Here is a 21,360-nt window from a genome sequence, read left to right as displayed (position 1 = left end):
GCGCTGTTGTCCGCATCGCACGACCGCGCTCGTGCAGGCGAACCTCGTGCTGCAGCTCGTAGAAGAAGGCCGCTACTCAGGATGAAAAGGGCTCAGTGAACACGTCGTCGGACACCGCCCCCGTTCACAGGCACGATCGCGACGAACAGCGCGGCGACGATGGTCTTGGCGTACCGGCCTACCTTCATGAATGCCTCCCGGCATGCGAAAGACCCCGCCGCTCGGCAAGAGCCTAGACTTCTTGATCTTCAACCAGCTCGACAAGCCGTTACTCCACGGATCATGGTCGGCAACCGACTTCTTCAGCTACCGTCCGATCATGACCAGCCAGGACGAGTCCACCCTTCGCCTGCCGTCACCCGCACAGACGGCAGACGTCTCACCGACGCGGAAGCCGCAGGCCAAGGTGACCCGGACCTTCCGAAACCTGGCACGGCCGAAATCGGCCCTAGAATCACCCACCCCTCCTCCGGAGGTTCGGCCAAAGAGACGAAGGAGGCCGCGCGTCACCCCACCCACTCAGGAAGAACTCGACAGATTGCCCACTGAGAAGCGGCAAGAGATGTACGACGCCCGCCGGCAACGACCTTGGCAGCACCTCACGTCGATCGGCGTGCTCCTCGGCCTGATCTTCACTGGTGGCGGTCTCGTCTACACTGCGCGGACATACGACATAGGCCAGGAAACCCTTCGAACCACGCAACAGCAGCAAATCACGGACCGCTACACCAAGGCAGTTGAGTCAATCGGCAAAGACAAGCCGATAGAGGTCCGCGTCGGCGGCTTATATGCGCTCGCCAGGGTTGCCAAAGATTCTCCTCCAGACGCTTCTACTATCGAGCAAGTCGTGACGGCATACACCTTGGAACGTGACCGCGAAGACCTTGAGCGATCGCAAGATATTCGCGAGCCTAGGACCATCACTCCGTGGCACACCGGGGTCGATTTAGTTGCGGCCCTAAAAGTGCTGAGACAAGTGCACCTCGTCGACAACGGCAGCCTTGGGCTCCGCTCCCCTCTTCGGACAGCACGATTCATGGGAGCAGTTTGGAATGGCATGGATCTGTCCGAAGCGATGCTTTCCGAAGCGGACCTGACCGGCGCGAACCTGACTAGCGCTAACCTGATCAGCGCCGATCTGACCGATGCGAACATCAGCCGTGTGAATGCAACGAATGTCTGGCTGATCGACGCGAATTTGACCGGTGCAACCTTCTACGCTGCGGACCTGACCAGTGCGGCCTTGTCCGACGCCAACCTGACAGGCACAGATCTCACAAATGCGATCTTGGCGGACGCGGACATATCTGGCGCGGTCTTGACCAACGCGACCTTGACCGGCGCGGACCTCACTGGCGCGGACCTCAGAGGTGTACGCGGGGTGACGCCCGACAAGATACGCAAGCAGGCACGAACGGACGCCACAACTCAGTTCTGATCTCTCCTTGTTCATGACACTCGCAGCAGCGCCGCCCATGTCTTCGACCCGCACACACCATCCACCGCCAACTTCGCGGCCTTCTGAAACTGGCACAGCGCGTCGTTCGTCGCATCGCCGAACACCGTCTCGGCGATGCCGCCGTTCAGCCCGGCCCCCTCGCGCATGCAGCAGGTAGAACAGCGTCTTGACATGCCAGCGCAGCGGATCATCCTCGCTTCGGTCCTGTCATATGTCGTGACCGCAGGTTGGCTTGGTCGTGAGCATGCCGGTGCCCAGCGTCGGTAGGGCGCGTTTTCGTTGGGACACGCCAATGGCAAAACTGCGCGAAAACGTGGGCTCGTACGGCAAGGCCCCGTATCGTGCCAGGTAGAGGGCCTTCTCCTACTGGATCCACCCCGGACGGCGTCCACTGCGCATGCCGCGCATGGAGCCTGCTTCGGATGGGGTTCTTCGTCGGACAGGAGTTGGTTCGTATGGACCTGCAACGTGCGCTTCTTATAGCGCTCGCGATAGTCGCCTCCACCAGCATCGCGACTGCTCTCATGCTCGCGGACGGCTCCACGTGGCCCGCCGCACTCCTAACTGGCCTCGCCGCCGGCGGCGCCGTTTTGTGGGGGCTGCTCGGCTGTTTCAGGCGCCACCCATAGACGCACGGAAGGGACCCAGCTCTTCTCTAGGTTGGGCCTCTTCCTCGTCACCCCGGCACGGTTGGGGCCGCCACGAACAGCCCGTCCGGCAGCCGCCGCCCTCGCCCGTCGCGCCGTTCGACGCTTGCGACCCAGCCGTGCCGTGTCAGCTCGACGGGCGCTGCCCGCACGTCGCTCAGGCTCGCCTCCATCTGAGCGCGGCTACGGCGTTCCTTCGTCCAATCCCTTGATGTACGCCAGGTTGCCGTTGTCGGGGTGGACCCGGCTTTCCATTCGATTCGCGGTCCAGGTGCAGGGATTCGGCGTTGGGGCTGATCTGCATGGCGATGGGTCTCGCCGGCCACCTCCAGGGCATGGGTAGGTGTTCTCCCGGCGAACCCGGCCGCGCCAGACGCCCCCCGGCCTGGCGCGGCCACCTCATGCCCTATCCCTTGGCCAGGTAAGCATCTCCCCAGGCGGCACGGATGAATCCCTGACTCGTTGTCAGTTTGGATACTTGAAGAAGCTTGGCTTCCAAACGGATGCTGATCTGCCCGCCTATGGCCAGGTCGAATTCAACAGGCTTGCCCGGGGCACTGTCCTTGGTAGCCATGGGCGCATCGTTCTGATCATAAACGGTGAACCTGACCACGGCCCCCTTGGGACCGTTATCCGGGGTGCCCGCCATCGCATGGAAGCGCGCATACTCTTCCGATGGGGTGACGGTAATGGAGTCGTCCTCGCCCGGCTCGGTCAGTCTGGTATACACGCTTGTCGGATAGTCGGCGTGGTCCATACGGACGAGCGCGCGAGGGACTTCGAAATCCTCCGAGCTACTGATCTCGGCTTTGTTGCGCAGGTGGGCGAGGTAGGTCATCCCAGGGCCGCTGACAGATGGCGTTGAAGTCTGCGAACTCGGAGATGGCGCGGTAGGCCCACCCGTAGGGGACTGCATGGGCTTTGCCGAGGAATCTCGCGGCGTGGCAGCCGCCGCACCGGGTTTGGGTGGGGGCGCCTGCAGGAGCCGGGAGGAGCCGACACCTGCCGCGGCCGCCCCTATGGCAATGACGGCGATCCAGGCCATGACCACGAATCCGACCGCCCTGCCCCAGTGCTGAATGACGGCGACCACGCCCAGGATGACGCCAATGACACCGCCATAGAGAGCTGTATGCGAGGGTCCGTCCATCAGAACATCGGTGATCGCAATACCATCGGCGATAGTTCCCGTAGTGGGGAAGAACCATGGTCGCCGCCTAGAATGCGCTTCATCGCCGATTTGCGGTTCCTTGTCCTTTACGTCTGTCACATGAACTCCTTAGCCGCAGTGGACTACAGGGCGTGCATGCTAGCGCTTCACATCGCACCATTCACGGGGAACCGACTAAGTGCTACCAAGGACGGCGGCTGTGACAAATGTGGCTAATTCCCGGCATATGAGCTTTAACCGCTCTGAGATGATTTGTCGCGCCCCTCATCTCGCCGCCGAGAGGACGATCACTTCCTGCTGTACCAGAGGGTGACCGCCTTGAGTTCCGTCGCGGGCCCCTCGGCGAGGACGCGCTTGGTCTTGCCGTCCAGGCCGGCCAGGACCAGCCGGGTGGTGTCTGCCTTGGTGACCGTGGCGAGGAAGTGCTCAGTGTCCAGCCAGCCGTTGAAGGTCGTGCTCGTGTCGCTCGGTATGACGGCTCGCCTGGTGCCGGTGGTCGCGTCCCACAGGCAGACGCCCTTGAGCGTGCCGGGGCAGGCCGTGGCGAATACCGTGGCGGTCGCTGTTCCGAGACGTACCGTGGCGGTGCCCACATTCATCAGGTCGCCCTTGGCGCGGAACGAGCGGACCACCGTGCCGTCCAGCCCGACGAAAGAGATCGCGCCGTCCGTCTCCTGGCGCATCAGCGTCGAGGCGTCCGGGCCCCAGGAGTAGCCGCCCTTATGCCCTCCGGGCGTCAGGCGGGACCGGACGCTCTTGGTGACGGCGTCCACGATCACGAATCCCACCGCGTTTCGCGAGGCCGGCTTGCCGGTGGAGAGCGTCATGAGCAGGTGACGGCCGTCGGCGTTCCACCTTGCGTCCAGCGTGTCACCGGGTTTGTCCGCGGTGCGGAGCTCGACATTCTCGCCGGTGGCCATCGTGACCAGCCTGATCGTGTTGTAGTCGGTCCGGCTCAGCGTGGTGATGGACAGGGCGGCCACGTAGGCTCCCTGCGGCGCGACCGTTGGCTGCTGGAAATTCCCGAAATACTGGAATCTGCCGGTCTTGGGGTCGCGGACATAGGCGGGAGAACCTTCACCCCGCTGCGCCGTCCCGTAGGCGGAGCTGACCCAGACAGGGTCGGCGGGGTTCTCGTGCAACGTGATCTTCGTGCCGGGGACCTTCGCCGTGGTGGTCGAGGTTGTGGGCAGCACTTCGCCGGTCGCCGCCGCGCCGGACGACGTCGAGGACGGGCTGCCGGTCTGGGCGGTGGCTGTGGTGCCGGTCTCTGGGATGCTGGTCGCGCCGGGGCTGGTCCCTGGGGTACCGGTTGCCGTGGTGCCGCCTGAGACGGTCGTACCGGCCTGATTGATCGTGACGGCCACCGCCGCGACCGCCACCAGCACCGCGGCGGTACCGATCAGTGCCAGCCGGCGCCCGGAGCGCCGCCCCGGATCCAGCGTCGACGGGGCCGGCCCAGAGGGCACGGAGGCCGCACCGGAAGCTGGCGGCACCGAATGCGGCACAGACGGCGATCCCCCGGATGGGGCCGCAGACGATGGGGTGGCAGCGGGGCTAGCGGCGGTGGGCGAGGCTGAGGTTGCGGTGGGCGGAGTGGCGGTAGGCGAGGCGGAGCCAGGGGTGGGAGGGGCGGCGGATTTGGTGCCTTCGGTGAGCAGGCCCTGGGGCGGGACCGGGTGCCCGAGCAGGGTGAGCAGTGCTCGGGCGGCCGTGGGCCGGGCGGCGGGGTCCTTGGCCAGGCAGCGGGCCACCAGGTCACGCAGGTCGCCGCGCAGGTCACCGAGGTCGGGTTCCGCCGACAGGATCCGGTTCAGTACGGACGGCAGGTCTCCCGAGCCGAAGGGCGGTTTGCCGGAAGCCGCGCACACCACCGTGGCCGCCCAGGCGAACAAATCCGCGGGCGGCCCGGCGCCGGCGCCGCCGAACTGCTCCGGAGCCATGTACGGAGGCGTGCCCGTCAGATGCTCGCCGGTGAGCTCACTGGAGTCCAGCGCCCGGGAGATGCCGAAGTCGATCACCCGGGGACCGTCCCTGCCGAGCAGTACGTTGCCCGGTTTGAGGTCCCGGTGCACCACCCCGGCCTGGTGGATGGCGGTCAGCGCGGTCAGGCTGCCGATCGCCAGGCGGCGCAGCTCGGCCGGCCGCAGCGGGCCCCGCTCGGCGAGCACCCTGGCGAGGGAGGGCCCGTCGACGTACTCGCTGATGACGTACGGCACGCCGCTCAGTTCGCCGGTCGCCAGCACGGTCGCCGTACAGAACGCCTTGACCCGTCGCGCGAGCTCGATCTCCTTGGCGAACCCCGCCCGCCCCTCATTCCCGGTCGCGCTTGTCAGCAGCTTGATCGCGACGCGCTCCCCCGCCGCCGACTCGCCGAGATAGACGACCCCCTGGCCGCCCTGGCCGAGCCGGCCCGCGACGCGGTACGGCCCCACCTGGGCGGGGTCGCCCGCGAGCAAGGGGCGCGGTTCCATGGTCACGGGGCCTTGGGCGCGAACTGCCGGGCGCTGTTGTTCGGGGCGACGTCCGCGAGGACGCGCTTGACCTCGCCCAGGAAGTCCACGATCTCGACGTGGGCCCTTCCCTTCTTGGCGGACTCCTGCACAAGGATGTTGTCCTCGTTGAACCAGCCGAGCACGTAGGAGTCGTCTTTGACGCCGGGCACGGTGGCCGTGCGGTCACCGGTCGTGGCGTCCCAGATGCAGATCTCCTTGTTGTTGGGGCAGACCGTCATGAACTGCTTGCCCGACGGGGAATACCAGGAGACGTCGCGGGGCCTGCCCACCCAGTGCATGCTGTGGATGACCTTGCCCGACATGTCGTACGTCTCGATGCCCTGGCTCTTGGTGGCGCTATAACCTCTGGCGATCTTGCCGTCCGGGGTGAACGCGAACGGCAGGCTGCTGGCGTCCTTGTACTGCGCCTGCACGACAGTGGCCGTCCGCGCTTGGACGTCAATGACCGCGAAACCCGTGATCAACGTCCGCTTGGCGTTCGAGACCGACAGCAGCAGCCGCCTGCCGTCCCGCGACCAGGCCGGGGACCAGGTCTGCGCGGGCTTCTTCACCGTGTTGACGGTGAAGGACTCCTTGGTGTTCAGGTTGGTGAACCGCACCTGGTCCATGTCGGAGCTCTGGAACTTGACCCACGGGTTGAGCGCCACCCAGTCGCCCGTCGGTGACAGGCGCGGCTCCTCGGCCAGCCCGACCTCCTTGAACTGGCCGGACCTGTCCCTGGCGAACGCCTTGTACGGGCTCTTGACCTGGAGGTAGGCGGCCAGCCATACGGGGTCGGCGGAGTTCTCGTGCAGCATGGCGTCGACGTCGGCCAGCTTGACGTCCTTGTCGGCCTTGGGCGCGACGCTGGCGACCGGCGCGCTGGTCACGCTGGGGGTGATCGGGGGCGCGGCGGTGATGACCGAGGTGGGCGCACCCGACGCGGCACCGGAGCGTACGGGGCCGGGGCTGACGGAACCAGCCGATGTCGAACGGGGCGCGGACGGGCCGGAGGCCGCCACGAGCCGCTGGCCGGTCAGCGCGTAGACGCCGATGCCCGACACCAGCGCCCCGGCGACGAACGCGGCCACGGCGATCAGCACTCCCCGGCCCTGCCGTGCGGGCAGCGCCGCCGCGACACCGTCCGACCCCCACCCGTTCGCCCCCTGCCGCTCAAGCCCATCCGGCCCTTGACCGCCCGACGCCCACCCTTCCGGCGCCCGCCCTTCCGCTACCTGCCCGGCCGGCCCCGGCCACTCCCCTGCCTGCCCAGCCGACGACGGCCGCCACGGCGACGGCGGCGAATCCGGCGATAACGGCGGCGGCAAATGCGACGAGGGCGACAGCGAATCCAGAGATGACGGCTGCGAGTCGGGTGGTAACCGTGGCGGCGGCAGGTTGTAGGGCAGCCCGGACGGTGGCGGCAGCCGGGCGGTCAGGAAGTTGGTCTCCCCGACCAGCCGCAGCAGCACCTCACTCGACGTGGGACGCGAGGCGGGATCCTTCAGCAGGCAGGCCACCACGAGATCGCGCAGGTCCCCGAGGTCGGGCAGGTCGGGCTCGCCGTTGGTGATCCGGTTGACCGTGCCCGCCATCGAGCCGCCGTCGAAGGGAGAGCGCCCGGACGCCGCCGACACCAACGTCGCCGCCCACGAGAACAGGTCGGCCGGGGGCTCGGCGGCGGCCCCGCCGAGTCGTTCGGGCGCGGTGAAGGCGGGCACGTCCACCTTGCGGGTCGTGGCGGACGCCGTGCCCGCCATCGCCCGGCCGATGCCGAAGTTGATCAGCCGCGGCCCGTCGGGGCCGAGCACCACGTTGCCCGGCCGGATGTCGCCGTGGACGACGTTCGCCTGGTGGATGGCCACCAGTGCGGTGACGGTCCCGACGGCGAGCCGGTGCAGCGCCGTGTTCCGCAGCCGGGTGCCCGTCGCGGTCGTCCGCTCCAGCGTGGGGCCGTCGATGTACTCACTCACCACGTACGGCCGGCCGTCGTGCAGTCCAGACCCGAGCACCTGGGCCGTGCAGAAGGCGGAGACCTCCTGGAAGGGCTCGATCAGGCGCAGGAAGCGCTCCTGGTCGATCTCCGGGTGTAGCAGCTTCACCACGACGAGTTCCGCCGATGACGGCGGCGAAGCCGACTCGAACCGCGACGGCGACGGCTCAAACTCCGACTCCAACAACGGCGGCGGCGACGATTCTAACTCCGACGGCGACGGCGGAGCCGACTCAACCTCCAACTCCGGCGGCGACGGCGGGGGCGGCGATTCATCCGTTCCTGCGGGGTTCGGCGTGCCGACGAAGACGTCCGGGCTCAGCCGTCCGATCAACCGGTACACACCCACCTGGACGGGCTCTTCCTCGCGCAGCGGTTCGAACTCCGGCATCCGGATTTCTCCTCCCGGCACAACCAGGCCGTAGATCACCAATTATGGTGACTTGCCGCCAGGAATTGCAGGGGTTGGCCGCTATCCGGGGCTCAGGAGGAGCCGGTGGCCGGAGCGGTGACCGTTTCCGATACCGATGGGGTGATCGACGGGTCCGGCGACTCACCGGGGCCGTCCTGCGGGATCGTGGTGATGGACGCCGACGGTGGCGGGCAGTCGCGCCTGACCGAGCCGCCGCGCCTCTTCCCCGCGGGGCCGGCACAGCCGCCCGTGTCAGCGTCGCCCGGTTCGCCAGGTTCGTACGTGGTCGGCGGATGCCAGGCGGTCTTCCGCTCGGGCGAGGGGTCGAGCACGATGACCGGGGCGGTCATACGGGCCCGGGTGGCGGACACCGGCGGCGAGGTGATCGCCGTGCCCGCGACGGTGGCCGGGACGCTGTTCAAAGGCATGATAACGGGGCGCCTGGTGGAGTCAGCCGTCTCATACGGCTGGACGACGGGCCGGTTCTCCGGCGGAGGAGAGGCCCCGCCGATGCTCGGACCACCACCGCCGCCCGACGCCGCGATCACGGTGACGGCCGCGATGGAGACCGTGGCCAGCGCCGCGAAGGTGGCGTGCGACAGGTGCGCCCCGGCCTTGGCCCTGCGTCCGCGCTTCGGCGTGGTCGTCGCCTCCTCGCCGGTCTCAGGCGTGAGCCGTACCCCTTCGCCGGTCTCGGGCGCGAGCCGTAGCCTGCCCGCTCCCGGCGGATAGGGCACGGGCGTCCAGATCTCCGCGAGTACGCCCGCCACCGCGGTCCGCAGGTCCCACGGATCGCCCACGCCCCCGGCGGCGAGCAGGACGCGTAACAGGTCGGCGGCCTTGGGTCGGTCGCCGGGCGCCTTGGCCAGCGCCGCCTCGACCGCGGGCCGCAGCAGGGCGGGCACGCCCTCGACGCGCGGCGCCTCGAACAGGATGCGGCGGGTCAGCACATCGGCCTCGCCGCCGCCGAACGGGTGGTGCCCCGTGGCGGCGAACGCCACCAGGCAGCCCCACGCGAACACGTCCGACGCGGGCACGGCGGGCCCGCCGGTCAGCCGCTCGGGCGCCACCCAGCCCGGACTGCCCATGACCTGTCCCGCCTGCGTGTGCGCCGCCAGCGTGTCGACGTCTCGGGCGATGCCGAAGTCGATCACTCGCGGCCCGTCCTCGGACAGCAGCACGTTGCCCGGCTTGAGGTCGCGGTGGACCAGCCCCGCGTCGTGCACGGCGACCAGCGCCGCCGCCACGCCGAGCCCGGCGGCGTAGGCCAGGTCGGGCGTGAGCGGGCCGCGCGCCATCACGACCTGGGACAGGGCGGGGCCTGGAATGTACTCGGTGACCAGGTATGGGCGGTCCCGGTCGGTGCCGTCCTCGATCACGGCTGCGGTGCAGAAGGGCACTATTCGCCGCGAAAATGCGACTTCCTCCGCGAAACGGGCCCGCAACGTGGGATCGTTGAGGTGTACCGCGTGCGGCGTCTTCAGCGCCACCAAATCGCCCCGCGGGTGTTCGGCCAGATAGACCACCCCCATGCCGCCGATGCCGAGGCGGCCGAGGAGCAGGTATCTGCCGATGATGACCGGGTCGCCCACCGTAAGCGGCCGCACGCCTGGAGGCATGTCGCTCGCACCACGCGCCATCGGTTCTCCGCTCGCTGTCTGGGACACGGCCAAAGCACACTGTCGTCCCATTCGAGCGGGGTTTCCGCATGGTTTTCACAAGGGGTATCGGAGGTAAGGCGGTCGTTCCTCCACGGTAAGTAAGCGGTGTGACTCGATGGCCTGAAGTGGCGTTTTACCACCTAGCCGAGCGCCGCGGCCTCCTCGGCCTCGACCTGGCGGTTCCAGTCGCGCTTCGCGGCCCGCCAGCCCTCGTCGTCGGCGCCGAGCCGCCAGTAGCCGGAGATCGACAGCTGCTCCATCGGCACCTTGCGCTCAACCCTGAGGTGGCGGCGCAGCTCCTTGACGAACCCCGCCTCACCGTGGACGAACGCGTGCACGTCACCGTCGGGGAACTCCAGCTCGCGCACCGCCTTCACCAGCGCCTCACCGACGGGCGCGCCGTCGCGGTGCAGCCAGACGAGCCGCGTCTCACCCGAGACCCGCAGTTTCTGCTCCTCCTCCGGCCCGTCGACCTCGATGAAGGCGTAGGCGGTGGCGCCGCCGGGCAGCGTCTCCAGCGCGGCCGCGATCGCCGGAAGCGCGCTCTCATCTCCGACGAGCAGATGCCAGCCCGCCTCCGGGCGCGGCGCGTAGGCACCGCCGGGGCCGAGCATGAACAGCTCGTCACCGGGCACGGCCCGCGCGGCCCACGGCCCGGCGATGCCCTCCTCGCCGTGGTAGACGAAGTCGAGCGTCATCTCCCCGGCGTCGGGGTCCCAGGCGCGCACGGTGTAGCTGCGCAGCCGCGGCCAGACCTCCCGTGGCATGGTCTCGCGTACATGCTGAACGTTGAACGGGACCGGATAGTCGACCCCCTCGTGCGGGAAGACCAGCTTGACGTAGTGATCGGTGAGACCCGAGGTGGCGAAGTCCCGCAGATCCTCACCACCGACCACGACACGGATCATGTGCGGCGTGATCCGCTCCGTACGTATCACTACGCCACGATGGTGATCTCTGGGCTTGTCAGCCATCGGAACACTCCTCAAAATATTAGGTATGCCTAACCTACACCCTGATCCCCGGTTCGGTCAGGGCGAGCGGCCACGGGTAACGACAAAGACCTGATTCCTGCACACCATTCACTCGCCGCGACCCATCCAGCATCGCATCACGACGACCACCCTGGACCCCGAGGGGTCAGGCCGCGTCCTCCAGCGAGGACGACCGCACCGCCGCGACCGCGCCGAAGAACCTCGCCATGTGCCGGAAGGCCAGCCTGCCCTCGGGCAGCACATCGGCCAGGATCGGGAACACGTGCGGCATCCGCCGCCACTCCTCGTACGTCACCGGCACCCCCGCCAGCCTGGCCTTGACCGCCACGCGCCGGGCCTCGTCCCTGAGCACCTCCGTCGAGCCGGTCACGATCATGAGCGGCGGCAGGCCGGTGAAGTCGCCGAGCACGGGCGACACGAGGGGGTCACGCGAGTCCAGGCCGGAGGTCCAGCGCCGGGCCAGCCAGCGGATGCGACTGGCCGACAGCATCGGGTCCTGCCAGCGGTTCGCCCGCTTGGGCAGGTCCGTCAGGTCGGCCCAGGGCGACAGGCAGACGGCGGCGGCCGGGAGCGGCAGGCCGCGGTCACGCAGGGCGAGCAGGGTGGCGAGTGTGAGGTGCCCGCCCGCCGAGTCGCCACCGAACAGAACGTCCTCGGGCGCGTACCCCCGCTTCAGCAGGCAGTCGTAGGCGTCCAGCGCGTCGCTCAGGGAGTCGGCCAGCTTGTGGACCGGCCCCTGGCGGTAGTCGAGGGCGAGTACCGGGCGGCGGGCCGCGACGGACAGGCGCCAGGTGATCGGCCGGTGCGTCCTGGGCGAGCAGGAGAAGTAGCCGCCGCCGTGGAAGTACAGCAGCACCTTGCCCTCGTCGGGCGCCGCGCCCGCGCGTACCCACTCACCGCCGCACGCGGAGAAGGCGGCCGGCTCGACGTCCACGTGGCTGGGCGGCCGTAACGGCACCAGCCGGCCCAGCTCGCCGAGCCGGGCGGCGCAGTCGATCGTCGCGGGGTGGCGCATCAGGAGGTGAGAGGCCGGCTTGAGGGTCCCGCGCATCAGACCGGTGACCGCGCGAGCCTGCCAGCTCAGTGGATAGTCGGGAGCGACATCCCTGTCCAAGTCCATATATCCCTCCGATGAATCTCCTTCCCCCCAGAACATCGCTCTACTCGCAAGTAAGTATCTCCTCGCTTACGGGACTATTTCGGCAACGTGTCCCGGACGGGGCCGCGCGTCGTTTATCGCGTTGCGGATCGCCGACCGTGAAGCAGATAATTCAAGGCTTCCATCGGCCGACCCGCGTGCGGGTCCGGGCACGGTTGGTCACCGTGCCATCACTCTCCGGAGGTGCAAAACCATACCGCTCTATGCCCGGCTGGTCCGGTACGGCTTCCGCAAACACGCCACCTACGTCTGGGCCGCGATCGCGGGCGCCTTCACCAACAGCGTCTTCGGCATCCTTCGCGCCTACATCCTCATCGCCCTCTGGCAGGCCAGGCCCGGCCTGGCCGGTTACGACGTCACCCAGGCCGTCACGTTCTGCTTCATCACCCAGGCCCTCATCGGCCCGATGCAGCTGTTCGGCACGGGCCTGGCCATCCCCGAGCGGATCCGCAGCGGCGACATCGCGCTCGACCTCGTCCGCCCCGCCTCGCTCCTGCTCTGGTCCCTGTCGGAGGACCTGGGCCGGGCCTGCTACCTGTTCCTGGTACGCGGCATCCCGCCGATGCTGCTGGGCGCCGCGCTGTTCGGCGTCACCTATCCGGCCGGACCCGGGCAGTGGTTCGCCTTCCTCGTCAGCTTCCTGGCCGGGATGATCGCCAGCTTCGGCTGGCGCTACCTGGTCTCGCTGTCGGTCTGCTGGCTGATCGACGAGCGTGGCGTGGGGGCGTTCTCGCTGGTGCTCACCACGCTCTTCAGCGGGATGCTGCTGCCGCTCAGCCTGTTCCCCGGCCTGCTCGGCGACCTGGCCAAGGCGCTGCCGTGGGCCGCGATGGTCCAGGCACCCACGGACATCTACCTCGGCGAGGCGCCCGTCCTGGAAACCCTGGCCTTCCAGAGCTGCTGGGCGGCGGTACTGCTCGCCGCCGGCGCGCTCGGCACGCGGGCGATCCGCCACAAGGTGGTGATCCAGGGTGGTTAGCACATATTTCCTGCTGGCCTGGACCTGGACCCGCGCCGCGATGGCCTACCCGGCCTCGTTCGCCCTCGCGACCGTGCTCGGCCTGTTCGTGGCGGGCACCGACGTGGCGGTGATCCTCATCATCTTCGCCAACACCACGTCCCTGGCCGGCTTCTCCCGCGAGGAGACGCTCTTCCTGTACGGCACCGCGAACCTGGCCTTCTGCCTGTGCGACCTGTTCGTCAGCAACATCGACCGGATCAGCCAGCACATCAAGGCGGGCACGTTCGACACCATCCTGATCAGGCCCGTGAGCGCCTGGATCCAGCTGGCGGCCGACCGTTTCCTGCCGACCCGCGCCGGCCGCGTCCTGCAGGCGGCGATCGTGCTCGGCTACGCGATCAACACCCTCGACCTCGACTCCGGGCGGCTCTGGATGGTCCCCGTCATGATCGCGACGGGGATGGTCATCTTCGGGGCGCTCTGGACGCTGGCCGGGGCGCTGCAGTTCGTGCTGACCGACGCGCCCGAGGTGACCAACGCCTTCACCTACGGCAGCGGCCAGCTCACGCAATATCCGTTCGCGATCTACGGCCGCGACCTGGTGCGCGGGGTGACCTACGTGCTGCCGCTGGCCTTCATCAACTGGCAGCCCGCCCTCTACGTGCTGGACCGGGACGACCCGTTCGGCACGCCGGGCTTCATGCGCTTCCTCGGGCCGGTCGCGGCCCTGGTCCTCGCCCTGCTCGCCGGGTTCGCCTGGCGCCTGGGCATCCGGCATTACCGATCCACGGGGAGTTAGGGATGATCGAGCTCAACCAGGCCGGGCGCTCGTTCAAGGTGCGGAGGAGCCTCAAGCTCAAGGGGAACATCGTGCACGCCGTACGCGACCTGTCGTTCACCGTGGCGCCCGGAGAGTTCGTCGGCTACCTCGGCCCCAACGGCGCCGGCAAGTCCACCACGATCAAGATGCTGTGCGGCATCCTGACACCCACGTCGGGCCGGGTGCGGGTGGCCGGGCTCGACCCCTCGCGCAAGCGCACGACGCTGGCGCGGCGCATCGGCGTGGTGTTCGGACAGCGTACGACCCTGTGGTGGGACCTACCGCTGCGGGACAGTTTTGAGCTGATCCGGCTCCTTTACAAAGTAGATCGCAAGGTCTTCAAGACGCGGCTCGACGAGCTGACCGAGACGCTCGACCTGGGGAGCTTCACCCGCACGCCGGTGCGTCAGCTCAGCCTGGGCCAGCGCATGCGCGGCGACCTGGCCGCCGCGCTGCTGCACGCGCCCGACGTGCTGGTGCTCGATGAGCCGACCATCGGGCTCGACGTGGTCAGCAAGTCGAGCATCCGGGCGTTCCTGCGCCGGCTCAACGCCGAGCAGGGCACGACCGTACTGCTGACCACCCATGACCTGGGCGACATCGAACGGCTCTGCCGCCGGGTCATGCTGATCGACCACGGGCGGCTGGCGTTCGACGGCACGCTCGACGAGCTGATGGCCACGGCGCCCGAGAAGTCCACGATCGAGGACGTGGTCACCCACCTCTACACGGGCAGCCGCTGAGCACCCGACTCCCACGAGCACCTTTGAGAGCGAGGCGTTCATGCGGACGCCGGCCCGCATGAACGCCGGCCTCGAGGACGACGATCAGTAATAGCCGCCCTGGGGGCTCTCCTCGTAGTCCTCATCCTCGTCCTCGTGCCGCCGCGACCAGCGCGACGGCATCAGCACCGGAATGAACAGGGCGACCCCGAGCAGGGCGAACACGCCCGTGGTCAGCAGGATCTTGTCACCGGTGCCGATGTCCCTGATGATCTGGTTCACCGAAGGCTCGGCGGGGATCAGGGAGATCGCCCGGTTCACGTCGAGGGAGTAGACCACGGTCCAGGCCAGCAGCACCATCGAGGGCACGAACGTGGCCATCGGCGAGACCCGGCCCGCCACCACGAGTCCCACGACCAGCCCGACCGCCGCCATCGCGCCGAGGGCGATCCACATCTTCTGGCCGCCCACGGGGTTGGCCGACGCACTGGATAATGCCTGCTGAACGGCCCAGCCGCCGCCTCCCAGCACCGCTGCGGTCACCACGACGCCGATGAGCAATCCTGCAAAGTGCCGCAACGTTCTCACCTCAATGTCAACGTGTTCGGCACGACCCTAGCGACAATTGCCGCAAATCGACCAGCATTGCGCGGCTTGGGAGTAGCGGTCTCCCCGAACCCTGCCCCCATGAGAGCATGTGACACACCCATGCGCGCGGAACTTCCCCTCAGACTCGCGCGGACGGCCGCCTTCGCCGCCGTCTGCGTGGGACTCGCCGCGCTCGCGCACGCGATGGGCGGCGGCTCGGTTCCCCCGCCGCACACGGCCGCGCTCGGCCTCGGCGCCGTGCTGCTGCCGGCCCTGGCGCTGAGCGCCCGGGAGCGCTCGGCCGCGACGATCAACATCGCGCTGGTGTGCGCCCAGTTCGGGCTGCACGAGTTGTTCGGCGCCGACGGCACCGCCTACGTCATCTCGCACTCGCACGGCCGCGGGCTCGGCCAGGCTGCCGGCATGCTGCTGGCGCACCTGACGGCCACGCTGATCACGGGGTGGTGGCTGGCGCGCGGTGAGAGCGCGCTCTGGGCGCTGCTGCACCGCCTCGGTCACCGTCTGGTGCTGCTGCGCCCCGTCGCCGTTCCCGCCGTGCGGCCGGGCGTCCCGATGGTGATCATACGGATCGTCCCGGTCGATCCGCTGCTCCTGCTCTGTGTCGCCAGGCGTGGTCCTCCACTGCCCGCCTGATCCTCTGACACCTTTTCGACCCCCGCTTATCCCAGTGGAGATTCCCCATGTCCTTCGTGCGTCTGTCCGTTATGCGTCGTACGGCCACGGTCCTGGCCGCCGCCACCGCCATCACCGCCGGCCTCGCCCTTCCCGCGCTGGCCCACGTCTCGATCAACCCGGGCACCGCCGAGCAGGGCGGCTTCAGCAAGGTCGCCTTCCGGGTGCCCAACGAGCGCGACGACGCCTCGACCGTCAAGGTCGAGGTCTCCTTCCCCACCGACCACCCGCTGGCGTTCGTCTCGGTCAAGCCGGTGCCGGGATGGAGCGTCAAAGTCACCGAGGGCAAGCTGCCCAAGCCCGTCAAGACCGAGTACGGCGATCTGAAGGAGGCCGTCACCAAGGTCGTCTGGTCGGGCGGGAAGATCGGCAAGGGCGAGTTCCAGGAGTTCGAGGTGTCCATGGGGCAACTGCCCACGGACACCGATCAGCTCGCGTTCCCGACGACGCAGACATACTCCGGCGGCGAGGTGGTCAAGTGGGCGGACGCCCCGAAGGCGGACGGCAGCGAGGCGGAGCACCCGGCTCCGACGCTCAAGCTGACTCCCGCGACCGCGTCCGACTCGCACCACAACGGCTCCCCATCGGCCGCCGCGTCAGCCCCCGCGGCCTCGGCGCCGGCCTCCGCTGACGGCATGGCCCCGTCGGTCAGCAAGGTAGCGGCCGGCTCGTCCTCGGACGGCACCGCGCGCCTGCTGGGCGGTGCCGGGCTCGTGGTCGGTGTCATCGGCATCGTGGTCGCCGTCCTGGCCCTGCGCCGCCGCCCGTCCTAACTGCGCGTTTCCTGAAGTCCGGGCCTGCGCCGCCGCCCGTCCTGACGTACGGGCGGCTCGGGCGGCTCTCCGCTGAAGGCGGACCGCCGAGACGGTCCGGGTCGGATCTCACCGGCCCGGACCGCTCAGGAGGTGATGTCCTTGCCCGAGAAGCGGGCCCACGCGATGGAGCCGAACAGCAGGATGTACGCCCCGAAGACCAGCAGTCCCTGACTGAGCCCCGCGAAGTCGATAGGACTGCGCAGCACCGCGTCGAACTTGGTCCACCAACTGGGCAGCAGGTAGGGCGTGATCGCCTCGAGCTGCGGGATCGCCCTGAGCACCTGGGTGACGATGATCAGGACCATCGTCGCCGCGATGGCGCCGATGGACACCTCGGTGAACGTCGACAGGGCCACCGCCACGGCCGCCAGTGCCGCCATGCCCGCGCCCACGTACCCGACGGTGAGGAGGATCCGCAGCAGGCCCTCGGCCACCGAGATGGTGCTGCCCGACAGCAGCGTCACCGGCCCCACCGGGAACAGGATCAGCCCGGTGACGAGCGCCGACAGCGCCACCACGACGGTGATCGCGTAGCCGAACACCACCGCGTTGAGATACTTCACGACCAGCAGCCTCGTCCGGCCGGCGGGCGCGGCGAGCAGGTAGCGCAGCGTCCCCGCGCCCGCCTCGCCCGCGATCGAGTCGCCGCCGACCACGCTCACCGCGATCGGCATCAGCAGCAGCACCAGGAAGGAGAACGAGGCGAAGGTCAGCATGAGGCTGTTGCCCGCCACAGCGCCGATGAGCCCGCCGACCGCCTCGTCGGCGCTGGCGATGCGCAGCGCGATGCCGATCAGCACCGGCACGCTCGCCAGGACGGCCAGCATCACCTGATTGCGTGGCCGCCGGAACGTCAGGCCGAGCTCGGAGCCGAGCAGCCGCCAGAACGCCGACGCCAGCCGCACCGGCGGCCCGGCGGGCTCGGACGGCTCGGATGAACCGGGCGCCGAGGACGGCCGCCGCTCGGCGGTGCGCATCGTCTCGGTCACCGGCACCAGCCCCGGTGTCCGGCGCTCCTGCGTCTCAGCCGTCGACATCGAATCCCTCCCCTGTCAGTCCCACGAACACGTCCTCCAGGCTCGGCCGTACGACGGCCAGTCCGCGCACGGCGACGCCCTCCCGTACCAGCGTCGCGTTGATGTCCTCGGGCGCGTGCGCGCCCAGGTCCGCCGTCACCGCCGCGACGCCCTCGTCAGGCGTGCGCACGTCGGCCAGGCCGAGCGTGCCGAGCACCCGCGCCGCATCGGCGACGTCCGGCGTCTCGACTCTGACGCGGGTGGTGAGGCCGCCGTTGAGCGAGGCGATCGTGCCCTGGGCGACCAGGTTGCCGGCCCGCATGATCGCGGCGTGCGTGCACATCTGCTCGACCTCGGTCAGCAGGTGCGAGGAGACGAAGACCGTGGTGCCGTCGGCGGCGATCTCCTTGACCAGCGCGCGCACTTCGCGGGTGCCCTGCGGGTCGAGCCCGTTGGTGGGCTCGTCGAGTATGAGCAGCTCACGGGGTCCGAGCAGGGCGGCGGCGATGGCCAGGCGCTGGCGCATGCCGAGTGAGTAGTTGCGGAAGCGCTTGCCCGCGGCCGCCGACAGGCCGACCCGCTCCAGGGCCTCGGCGACCCGCGTCTTCGCGGTACGGCCGGGGGCGGTGGGGTCGGCGGCGTCGAAGCGGTACAGGTTCGCCTCGCCCGACAGGTACGGATAGAACGCCGGCCCCTCGACCAGCGCCCCCACCCGGGGCAGTGCGTCCGCCAGGGGCAGGCCGAGCACGGAGTACTCGCCGGCCGTGGGCGCCACCAGGCCGAGCAGCATGCGGATCGTGGTGGTCTTGCCCGAGCCGTTGGGCCCGAGGAAGCCGAAGACCGATCCGCGCGGCACGGTCAGGTCCAGTGCGTCGACCGCGACCTGGCCGCCGCTGAAGCGCTTGGTCAGGCCCTGGGTGACGATCGCCGAGTCGCCGGAGGGCGGGGCCGCCCCGAAGGGCGCCCCCGCTTCATGCGTGACAACGGTCACTTGGTGCCCGCCGCCTTGGTGATCTCCTCCGGCGTGACCGCGCCGACCAGCAGCCGGCCGTCGTCGGTCAGCAGCGCGGTGACGAGCTTGGTCTTGATCAGCTTGCCCGAGCCCCACGTGCCGCTGACCGGGGTGGCCGTCTTGAGCACGTTCTGGACGAGCGCGCTCGGGTCGGCGCCCTCCGAGCCGCCCTTCCAGTGGCTGCCCGGCTTGCCGTCGGACGGGGTCTCGGCCGGCTTGGCCGTCAGGTCCGCCAGCGTGGCGGGCAGGACCGCGACCCTGGTCCAGCCGGCGCCGACGACCTTCGTGTCCTTGCGAGCCTCCTTGGCCGACTCCGCCTGCTGCTCGGCGTGCTCGGCGTCGCCACCGGCACCGAGCGTCTCCTCCTTCACCTTGGCGCCCGCGGGCGGGGTGAAGGCGAAGTTCTCCTCCGCCGGCGGCGTGAAGGTCACCTGGGTGAAGCCGACCTGGAAGGCCGGCTCGGCCGAGCCCTTGGCGAAGACCTGGACCTGCAACGGCATGTACGTCTCACCGTCGAGCGCCAGTCGCACCTCCTGCACCAGCGAGCCCTCGTCCTTGGGGGCGAGCACGAGCTGGTAGGCGGCACGGCCGGCCACCTGGGCGTTGTTGGTCACCCGGATGGCGGTGTGCTCGTCGGCGTTGGCCAGGAGCTTGGCCGCCACCTGCTGCGGGGTCACTTCGGCCGGCCCGGGCGTGGGCAGTTCGTGCGGCTTCCCGGCGGCGCCCGGGGCCATCTTGATCTTGGTCGCCGTGTTGTCGCCGCTGTCCCAGTACCAGACCTGGTCGCCGTTGACGATCAGGTTGGACTCGTCGAACTGCGTCGGCATGGCGACCCTCAGCTTGTCGCCGGCGCCGTACCAGACCTTCACCTCATGCGAGCCGGACAGCAGGCTCAGCGGCGACGCGCCACCCATGTCGGGCAGTGCGGGCAGACCGAGCGAAGCGGTCTGCTGCACGGTGCCGGACATGGGCGGCGGGCCGGCCTTGTCCTTGGTGGCCGCCGCGGCGTCGGCGAGCAACTGCTGCGCCGTACGCTCGGGCAGCACCGGATCGCCGCTGACCGCGGCGATGACCGGACCGGCCCCCATGGCTCCGGCGATCACGGCCGCGGCCGCGATCGGAACTCCCCATCTCACGAACGTTCCTCTGCGCATCTCACTCCTTAACGGTATGTCGATGACCAGAGCCTGCGTCATGCATGCTTAGGCGAGCCTGAGACCAGCTGAGACGGCTCTCAGCGCGGACGCGTTTCCGCCGGTAGAAGCGCTGCTTCCCGTGTGGACTCAACCCAACGTAGTTGGACGGTTTGGTCGTTGTGGGGATGTCCCCGAAGTTCCACGCGGAAGCGGGACCTTCTGACTGAGCCCGAAACCTCCGCGATGCGATCAGAACTTTCGTCTAGGACGGCTTCCCGATCGCGTACCGGGGGGATTCCCCTCGAATGGGGATGGGGCGTCCGCTTCCCCTCTCAACGATCGCGTGGTGATCTTCTCGATGAGGATGCGCAGGATTTTCTTCCGGTCCTCCTGATTGGTGGTGGGCGCGTGCCAGATCCGCGGCAGTACAAAGCAATCAGGGGTCCGCCCGCCAAGGGCGGTCCTCCCAAAGGCCCGCAGCGAACAGGGCGTGCGAGACCTGCCGCGCATCGAGCCGGATGACCACCTCGCCGCCCTCGGACTCCGTAAGGTCGCCCGCGGCCAGACCGATGAGAGCGAGCTCACCGGCCAGCAACCTCATGAGCCAATCCTCGAAATCCTCGTCCGGCAGCTCCTCGTCCTCGTCCCGGAACCACGCCGCACGAGCCCTGCCGATCAGCTCCGCAGGCAGGCGAACCGTCACGGGCGGCAACTGCGCCCGCACCTGGCAACCTATCTCCGCCAGATCACGGCTGTCCTTCCGGAATCGCTCCTCCGCTGTGGACCCCTCCATGCGGACCTCTCTTACTTCTTGAATCGCTTGTCGGCGAGCAGCTTACGCAGCGTGGTGTCCTTCCCCGCCTTCGCCGCCAGGCATGCCCAGAGTGAACGAGCACGCCCGCATCCCACTGGATGCGCGGTTCTCCCGCGCCCACCTCACCGGCGCTGTTCTCAACCCGCCTTCCGGCCGTCAGGAACACTGCCCCCGAACTGATGCCGACGGCCTCACTGGAGCGTTCGAGGCCCGGGTAGGCCAAGTTTCGAGGCTGGAGAAGTACTGAGCCCAGCTTCGTCACGCCCGCCACGCAAAAGGCGACTGCCGGCTGCTGCCGCTTCATACCTAGCTGTCATCGTCGGCGTAAAACGCCTGCCCAAGAATAGAGAAGGCATTCCAGCTTTCAATAAGAGCTATTCGTGTACGAATATGGAAATGTCCTCCAAGGCATTCTCTGCCGCCCCGACAACCTGCTCATCATCGAGCATGGCCATGAGAGCAGGAATAACAACATCCTTATCTATTCGTCCATGAATTCTTGCAACATGTCCAAGACAGGTTGCCGCCACCTGCCTTATTGCTGCATCGCTGTTCGATAGGAGAGAGAGGCAAGCGCCCTCAACCCACTTCCAGTCCGTGTCATAGAAGGACAGTGAAACCAAGGCCCTACAGATGCCATCTACATCTCCCTTTGTGAGGGCCGCAGCCAAGTCTTCACGTCGTCCCACACGGGGCTCTTCATATCTCATGATCAGAGGATCCTTCCCCGCCTCGTTGCAAGGCCGGCTTTCACGAGCGCGTTCTGTTGCTGCTGTGAGAGCTCACTCCAG

20 protein-coding genes and 1 pseudogene are annotated in these 21,360 nt (G+C 68.6%); 7 read left to right on the top strand and 14 right to left on the bottom strand.

From position 1 onward, the window contains the following. Together AB0L53_RS56620 and AB0L53_RS56615 are read left to right on the top strand one after the other, a co-directional pair. Positions 1 to 85: pseudogene (locus tag AB0L53_RS56620) on the top strand (IS5/IS1182 family transposase); the annotation flags it as partial. Positions 86 to 241: 156 nt separating this feature from the next. Beyond that, positions 242 to 1,438 (top strand): pentapeptide repeat-containing protein, encoded by a 1,197-nt coding sequence (locus AB0L53_RS56615; RefSeq protein WP_364014551.1) that lies wholly within the window; start codon positions 242 to 244, stop codon positions 1,436 to 1,438. An 11-nt stretch (positions 1,439 to 1,449) separates the two neighbouring features. Here AB0L53_RS56615 and AB0L53_RS56610 read toward each other — a convergent pair whose 3' ends face one another. From AB0L53_RS56610 to AB0L53_RS56575, 8 genes are all read right to left on the bottom strand, one after another. Next, positions 1,450 to 1,605, bottom strand: a complete 156-nt coding sequence (locus AB0L53_RS56610; RefSeq protein ID WP_357952859.1) for a peptidoglycan-binding domain-containing protein — start codon at positions 1,603 to 1,605, stop codon at positions 1,450 to 1,452. A gap of 530 nt (positions 1,606 to 2,135) precedes the next feature. Then, positions 2,136 to 2,279 (bottom strand): hypothetical protein, encoded by a 144-nt coding sequence (locus tag AB0L53_RS56605; protein WP_364014548.1) that lies wholly within the window; start codon positions 2,277 to 2,279, stop codon positions 2,136 to 2,138. 233 nt (positions 2,280 to 2,512) lie between these two features. Then, complete coding sequence (locus AB0L53_RS56600; protein ID WP_364014545.1) at positions 2,513 to 3,376, bottom strand: hypothetical protein; 864 nt, start codon at positions 3,374 to 3,376, stop codon at positions 2,513 to 2,515. Positions 3,377 to 3,564: 188 nt separating this feature from the next. Continuing rightward, complete coding sequence (locus AB0L53_RS56595; protein ID WP_364014542.1) at positions 3,565 to 5,751, bottom strand: protein kinase; 2,187 nt, start codon at positions 5,749 to 5,751, stop codon at positions 3,565 to 3,567. A gap of 2 nt (positions 5,752 to 5,753) precedes the next feature. Beyond that, on the bottom strand, positions 5,754 to 8,156 hold the full coding sequence (locus tag AB0L53_RS56590; RefSeq protein ID WP_364014539.1) for a WD40 repeat domain-containing serine/threonine protein kinase: 2,403 nt from the start codon (positions 8,154 to 8,156) through the stop codon (positions 5,754 to 5,756). Positions 8,157 to 8,248: 92 nt separating this feature from the next. Beyond that, the gene (locus AB0L53_RS56585; RefSeq protein WP_364014536.1) at positions 8,249 to 9,817 is read right to left on the bottom strand and encodes a serine/threonine-protein kinase; all 1,569 of its coding nucleotides are present in this window, start codon (positions 9,815 to 9,817) and stop codon (positions 8,249 to 8,251) included. A 161-nt stretch (positions 9,818 to 9,978) separates the two neighbouring features. Continuing rightward, entirely contained in the window at positions 9,979 to 10,812 is an 834-nt protein-coding gene (locus AB0L53_RS56580; RefSeq protein ID WP_364014533.1) for a siderophore-interacting protein, read from the bottom strand. A 166-nt stretch (positions 10,813 to 10,978) separates the two neighbouring features. Beyond that, positions 10,979 to 11,953 (bottom strand): alpha/beta hydrolase, encoded by a 975-nt coding sequence (locus AB0L53_RS56575; protein ID WP_364014530.1) that lies wholly within the window; start codon positions 11,951 to 11,953, stop codon positions 10,979 to 10,981. A 121-nt stretch (positions 11,954 to 12,074) separates the two neighbouring features. Between AB0L53_RS56575 and AB0L53_RS56570 the strand changes: the two genes are divergently transcribed. Genes AB0L53_RS56570 through AB0L53_RS56560 form a run of 3 tightly spaced genes read left to right on the top strand, consistent with a single transcriptional unit; the run spans position 12,075 to position 14,516 of the window. Further along, complete coding sequence (locus AB0L53_RS56570) at positions 12,075 to 12,971, top strand: ABC-2 family transporter protein (RefSeq protein ID WP_364014528.1); 897 nt, start codon at positions 12,075 to 12,077, stop codon at positions 12,969 to 12,971. Continuing rightward, positions 12,964 to 13,752, top strand: a complete 789-nt coding sequence (locus AB0L53_RS56565) for an ABC-2 family transporter protein (protein ID WP_364014525.1) — start codon at positions 12,964 to 12,966, stop codon at positions 13,750 to 13,752. The genes AB0L53_RS56570 and AB0L53_RS56565 overlap by 8 nt, the downstream gene beginning before the upstream one ends. A 2-nt stretch (positions 13,753 to 13,754) precedes the next feature. Next, a complete protein-coding gene (locus AB0L53_RS56560; RefSeq protein WP_364014522.1) occupies positions 13,755 to 14,516 on the top strand; it encodes an ATP-binding cassette domain-containing protein in 762 nt (253 codons plus the stop codon). A gap of 84 nt (positions 14,517 to 14,600) precedes the next feature. Here AB0L53_RS56560 and AB0L53_RS56555 read toward each other — a convergent pair whose 3' ends face one another. Next, on the bottom strand, positions 14,601 to 15,083 hold the full coding sequence (locus tag AB0L53_RS56555; RefSeq protein WP_364014519.1) for a hypothetical protein: 483 nt from the start codon (positions 15,081 to 15,083) through the stop codon (positions 14,601 to 14,603). 120 nt (positions 15,084 to 15,203) lie between these two features. Between AB0L53_RS56555 and AB0L53_RS56550 the strand changes: the two genes are divergently transcribed. Together AB0L53_RS56550 and AB0L53_RS56545 are read left to right on the top strand one after the other, a co-directional pair. Continuing rightward, positions 15,204 to 15,737 (top strand): MFS transporter, encoded by a 534-nt coding sequence (locus AB0L53_RS56550; RefSeq protein WP_364014516.1) that lies wholly within the window; start codon positions 15,204 to 15,206, stop codon positions 15,735 to 15,737. 47 nt (positions 15,738 to 15,784) lie between these two features. Then, entirely contained in the window at positions 15,785 to 16,549 is a 765-nt protein-coding gene (locus AB0L53_RS56545; protein ID WP_364014514.1) for a YcnI family protein, read from the top strand. A 125-nt stretch (positions 16,550 to 16,674) separates the two neighbouring features. On the opposite strand, the gene AB0L53_RS56540 is transcribed toward AB0L53_RS56545, so the two are convergent. The 5 genes from AB0L53_RS56540 to AB0L53_RS56520 form a co-directional block, all read right to left on the bottom strand. Then, positions 16,675 to 17,628: an ABC transporter permease gene (locus AB0L53_RS56540; protein WP_364014511.1), complete on the bottom strand. Its 954-nt coding sequence runs from the start codon at positions 17,626 to 17,628 to the stop codon at positions 16,675 to 16,677. Continuing rightward, positions 17,615 to 18,598 (bottom strand): ABC transporter ATP-binding protein, encoded by a 984-nt coding sequence (locus AB0L53_RS56535; RefSeq protein ID WP_364014508.1) that lies wholly within the window; start codon positions 18,596 to 18,598, stop codon positions 17,615 to 17,617. The genes AB0L53_RS56540 and AB0L53_RS56535 overlap by 14 nt, the downstream gene beginning before the upstream one ends. Further along, entirely contained in the window at positions 18,595 to 19,755 is a 1,161-nt protein-coding gene (locus AB0L53_RS56530) for an outer membrane lipoprotein carrier protein LolA (RefSeq protein WP_364014505.1), read from the bottom strand. The genes AB0L53_RS56535 and AB0L53_RS56530 overlap by 4 nt, the downstream gene beginning before the upstream one ends. 436 nt (positions 19,756 to 20,191) lie before the next feature. Continuing rightward, positions 20,192 to 20,548: a hypothetical protein gene (locus AB0L53_RS56525; protein ID WP_364014502.1), complete on the bottom strand. Its 357-nt coding sequence runs from the start codon at positions 20,546 to 20,548 to the stop codon at positions 20,192 to 20,194. Between the two features lie 395 nt (positions 20,549 to 20,943). Further along, positions 20,944 to 21,279 carry a hypothetical protein gene (locus tag AB0L53_RS56520; RefSeq protein WP_364014499.1) on the bottom strand — a complete coding sequence of 112 codons (336 nt, stop codon included), beginning with the start codon at positions 21,277 to 21,279 and terminating at the stop codon, positions 20,944 to 20,946. Positions 21,280 to 21,360 lie beyond the last annotated feature (81 nt).

This window comes from Nonomuraea sp. NPDC052129 (assembly GCF_040680095.1).
GTDB lineage: Bacteria > Actinomycetota > Actinomycetes > Streptosporangiales > Streptosporangiaceae > Nonomuraea.
The sequence above is the reverse complement of the archived record's forward strand: the minus strand, read 5'-3'. Positions and strand labels throughout refer to the sequence as shown.

Bases quoted from the DNA above. Each gene is read 5' to 3' on its own strand.
- AB0L53_RS56610 (WP_357952859.1), bottom strand. From the start codon at position 1,605: ATGCGCGAGGGGGCCGGGCTGAACGGCGGCATCGCCGAGACGGTGTTC.
- AB0L53_RS56605 (WP_364014548.1), bottom strand. From the start codon at position 2,279: ATGGAGGCGAGCCTGAGCGACGTGCGGGCAGCGCCCGTCGAGCTGACA.
- AB0L53_RS56595 (WP_364014542.1), bottom strand. From the start codon at position 5,751: ATGGAACCGCGCCCCTTGCTCGCGGGCGACCCCGCCCAGGTGGGGCCG.
- AB0L53_RS56590 (WP_364014539.1), bottom strand. From the start codon at position 8,156: ATGCCGGAGTTCGAACCGCTGCGCGAGGAAGAGCCCGTCCAGGTGGGT.
- AB0L53_RS56585 (WP_364014536.1), bottom strand. From the start codon at position 9,817: ATGGCGCGTGGTGCGAGCGACATGCCTCCAGGCGTGCGGCCGCTTACG.
- AB0L53_RS56580 (WP_364014533.1), bottom strand. From the start codon at position 10,812: ATGGCTGACAAGCCCAGAGATCACCATCGTGGCGTAGTGATACGTACG.
- AB0L53_RS56575 (WP_364014530.1), bottom strand. From the start codon at position 11,953: ATGGACTTGGACAGGGATGTCGCTCCCGACTATCCACTGAGCTGGCAG.
- AB0L53_RS56560 (WP_364014522.1), top strand. From the start codon at position 13,755: ATGATCGAGCTCAACCAGGCCGGGCGCTCGTTCAAGGTGCGGAGGAGC.
- AB0L53_RS56550 (WP_364014516.1), top strand. From the start codon at position 15,204: ATGCGCGCGGAACTTCCCCTCAGACTCGCGCGGACGGCCGCCTTCGCC.
- AB0L53_RS56545 (WP_364014514.1), top strand. From the start codon at position 15,785: ATGTCCTTCGTGCGTCTGTCCGTTATGCGTCGTACGGCCACGGTCCTG.
- AB0L53_RS56540 (WP_364014511.1), bottom strand. From the start codon at position 17,628: ATGTCGACGGCTGAGACGCAGGAGCGCCGGACACCGGGGCTGGTGCCG.
- AB0L53_RS56525 (WP_364014502.1), bottom strand. From the start codon at position 20,548: ATGGAGGGGTCCACAGCGGAGGAGCGATTCCGGAAGGACAGCCGTGAT.
- AB0L53_RS56520 (WP_364014499.1), bottom strand. From the start codon at position 21,279: ATGAGATATGAAGAGCCCCGTGTGGGACGACGTGAAGACTTGGCTGCG.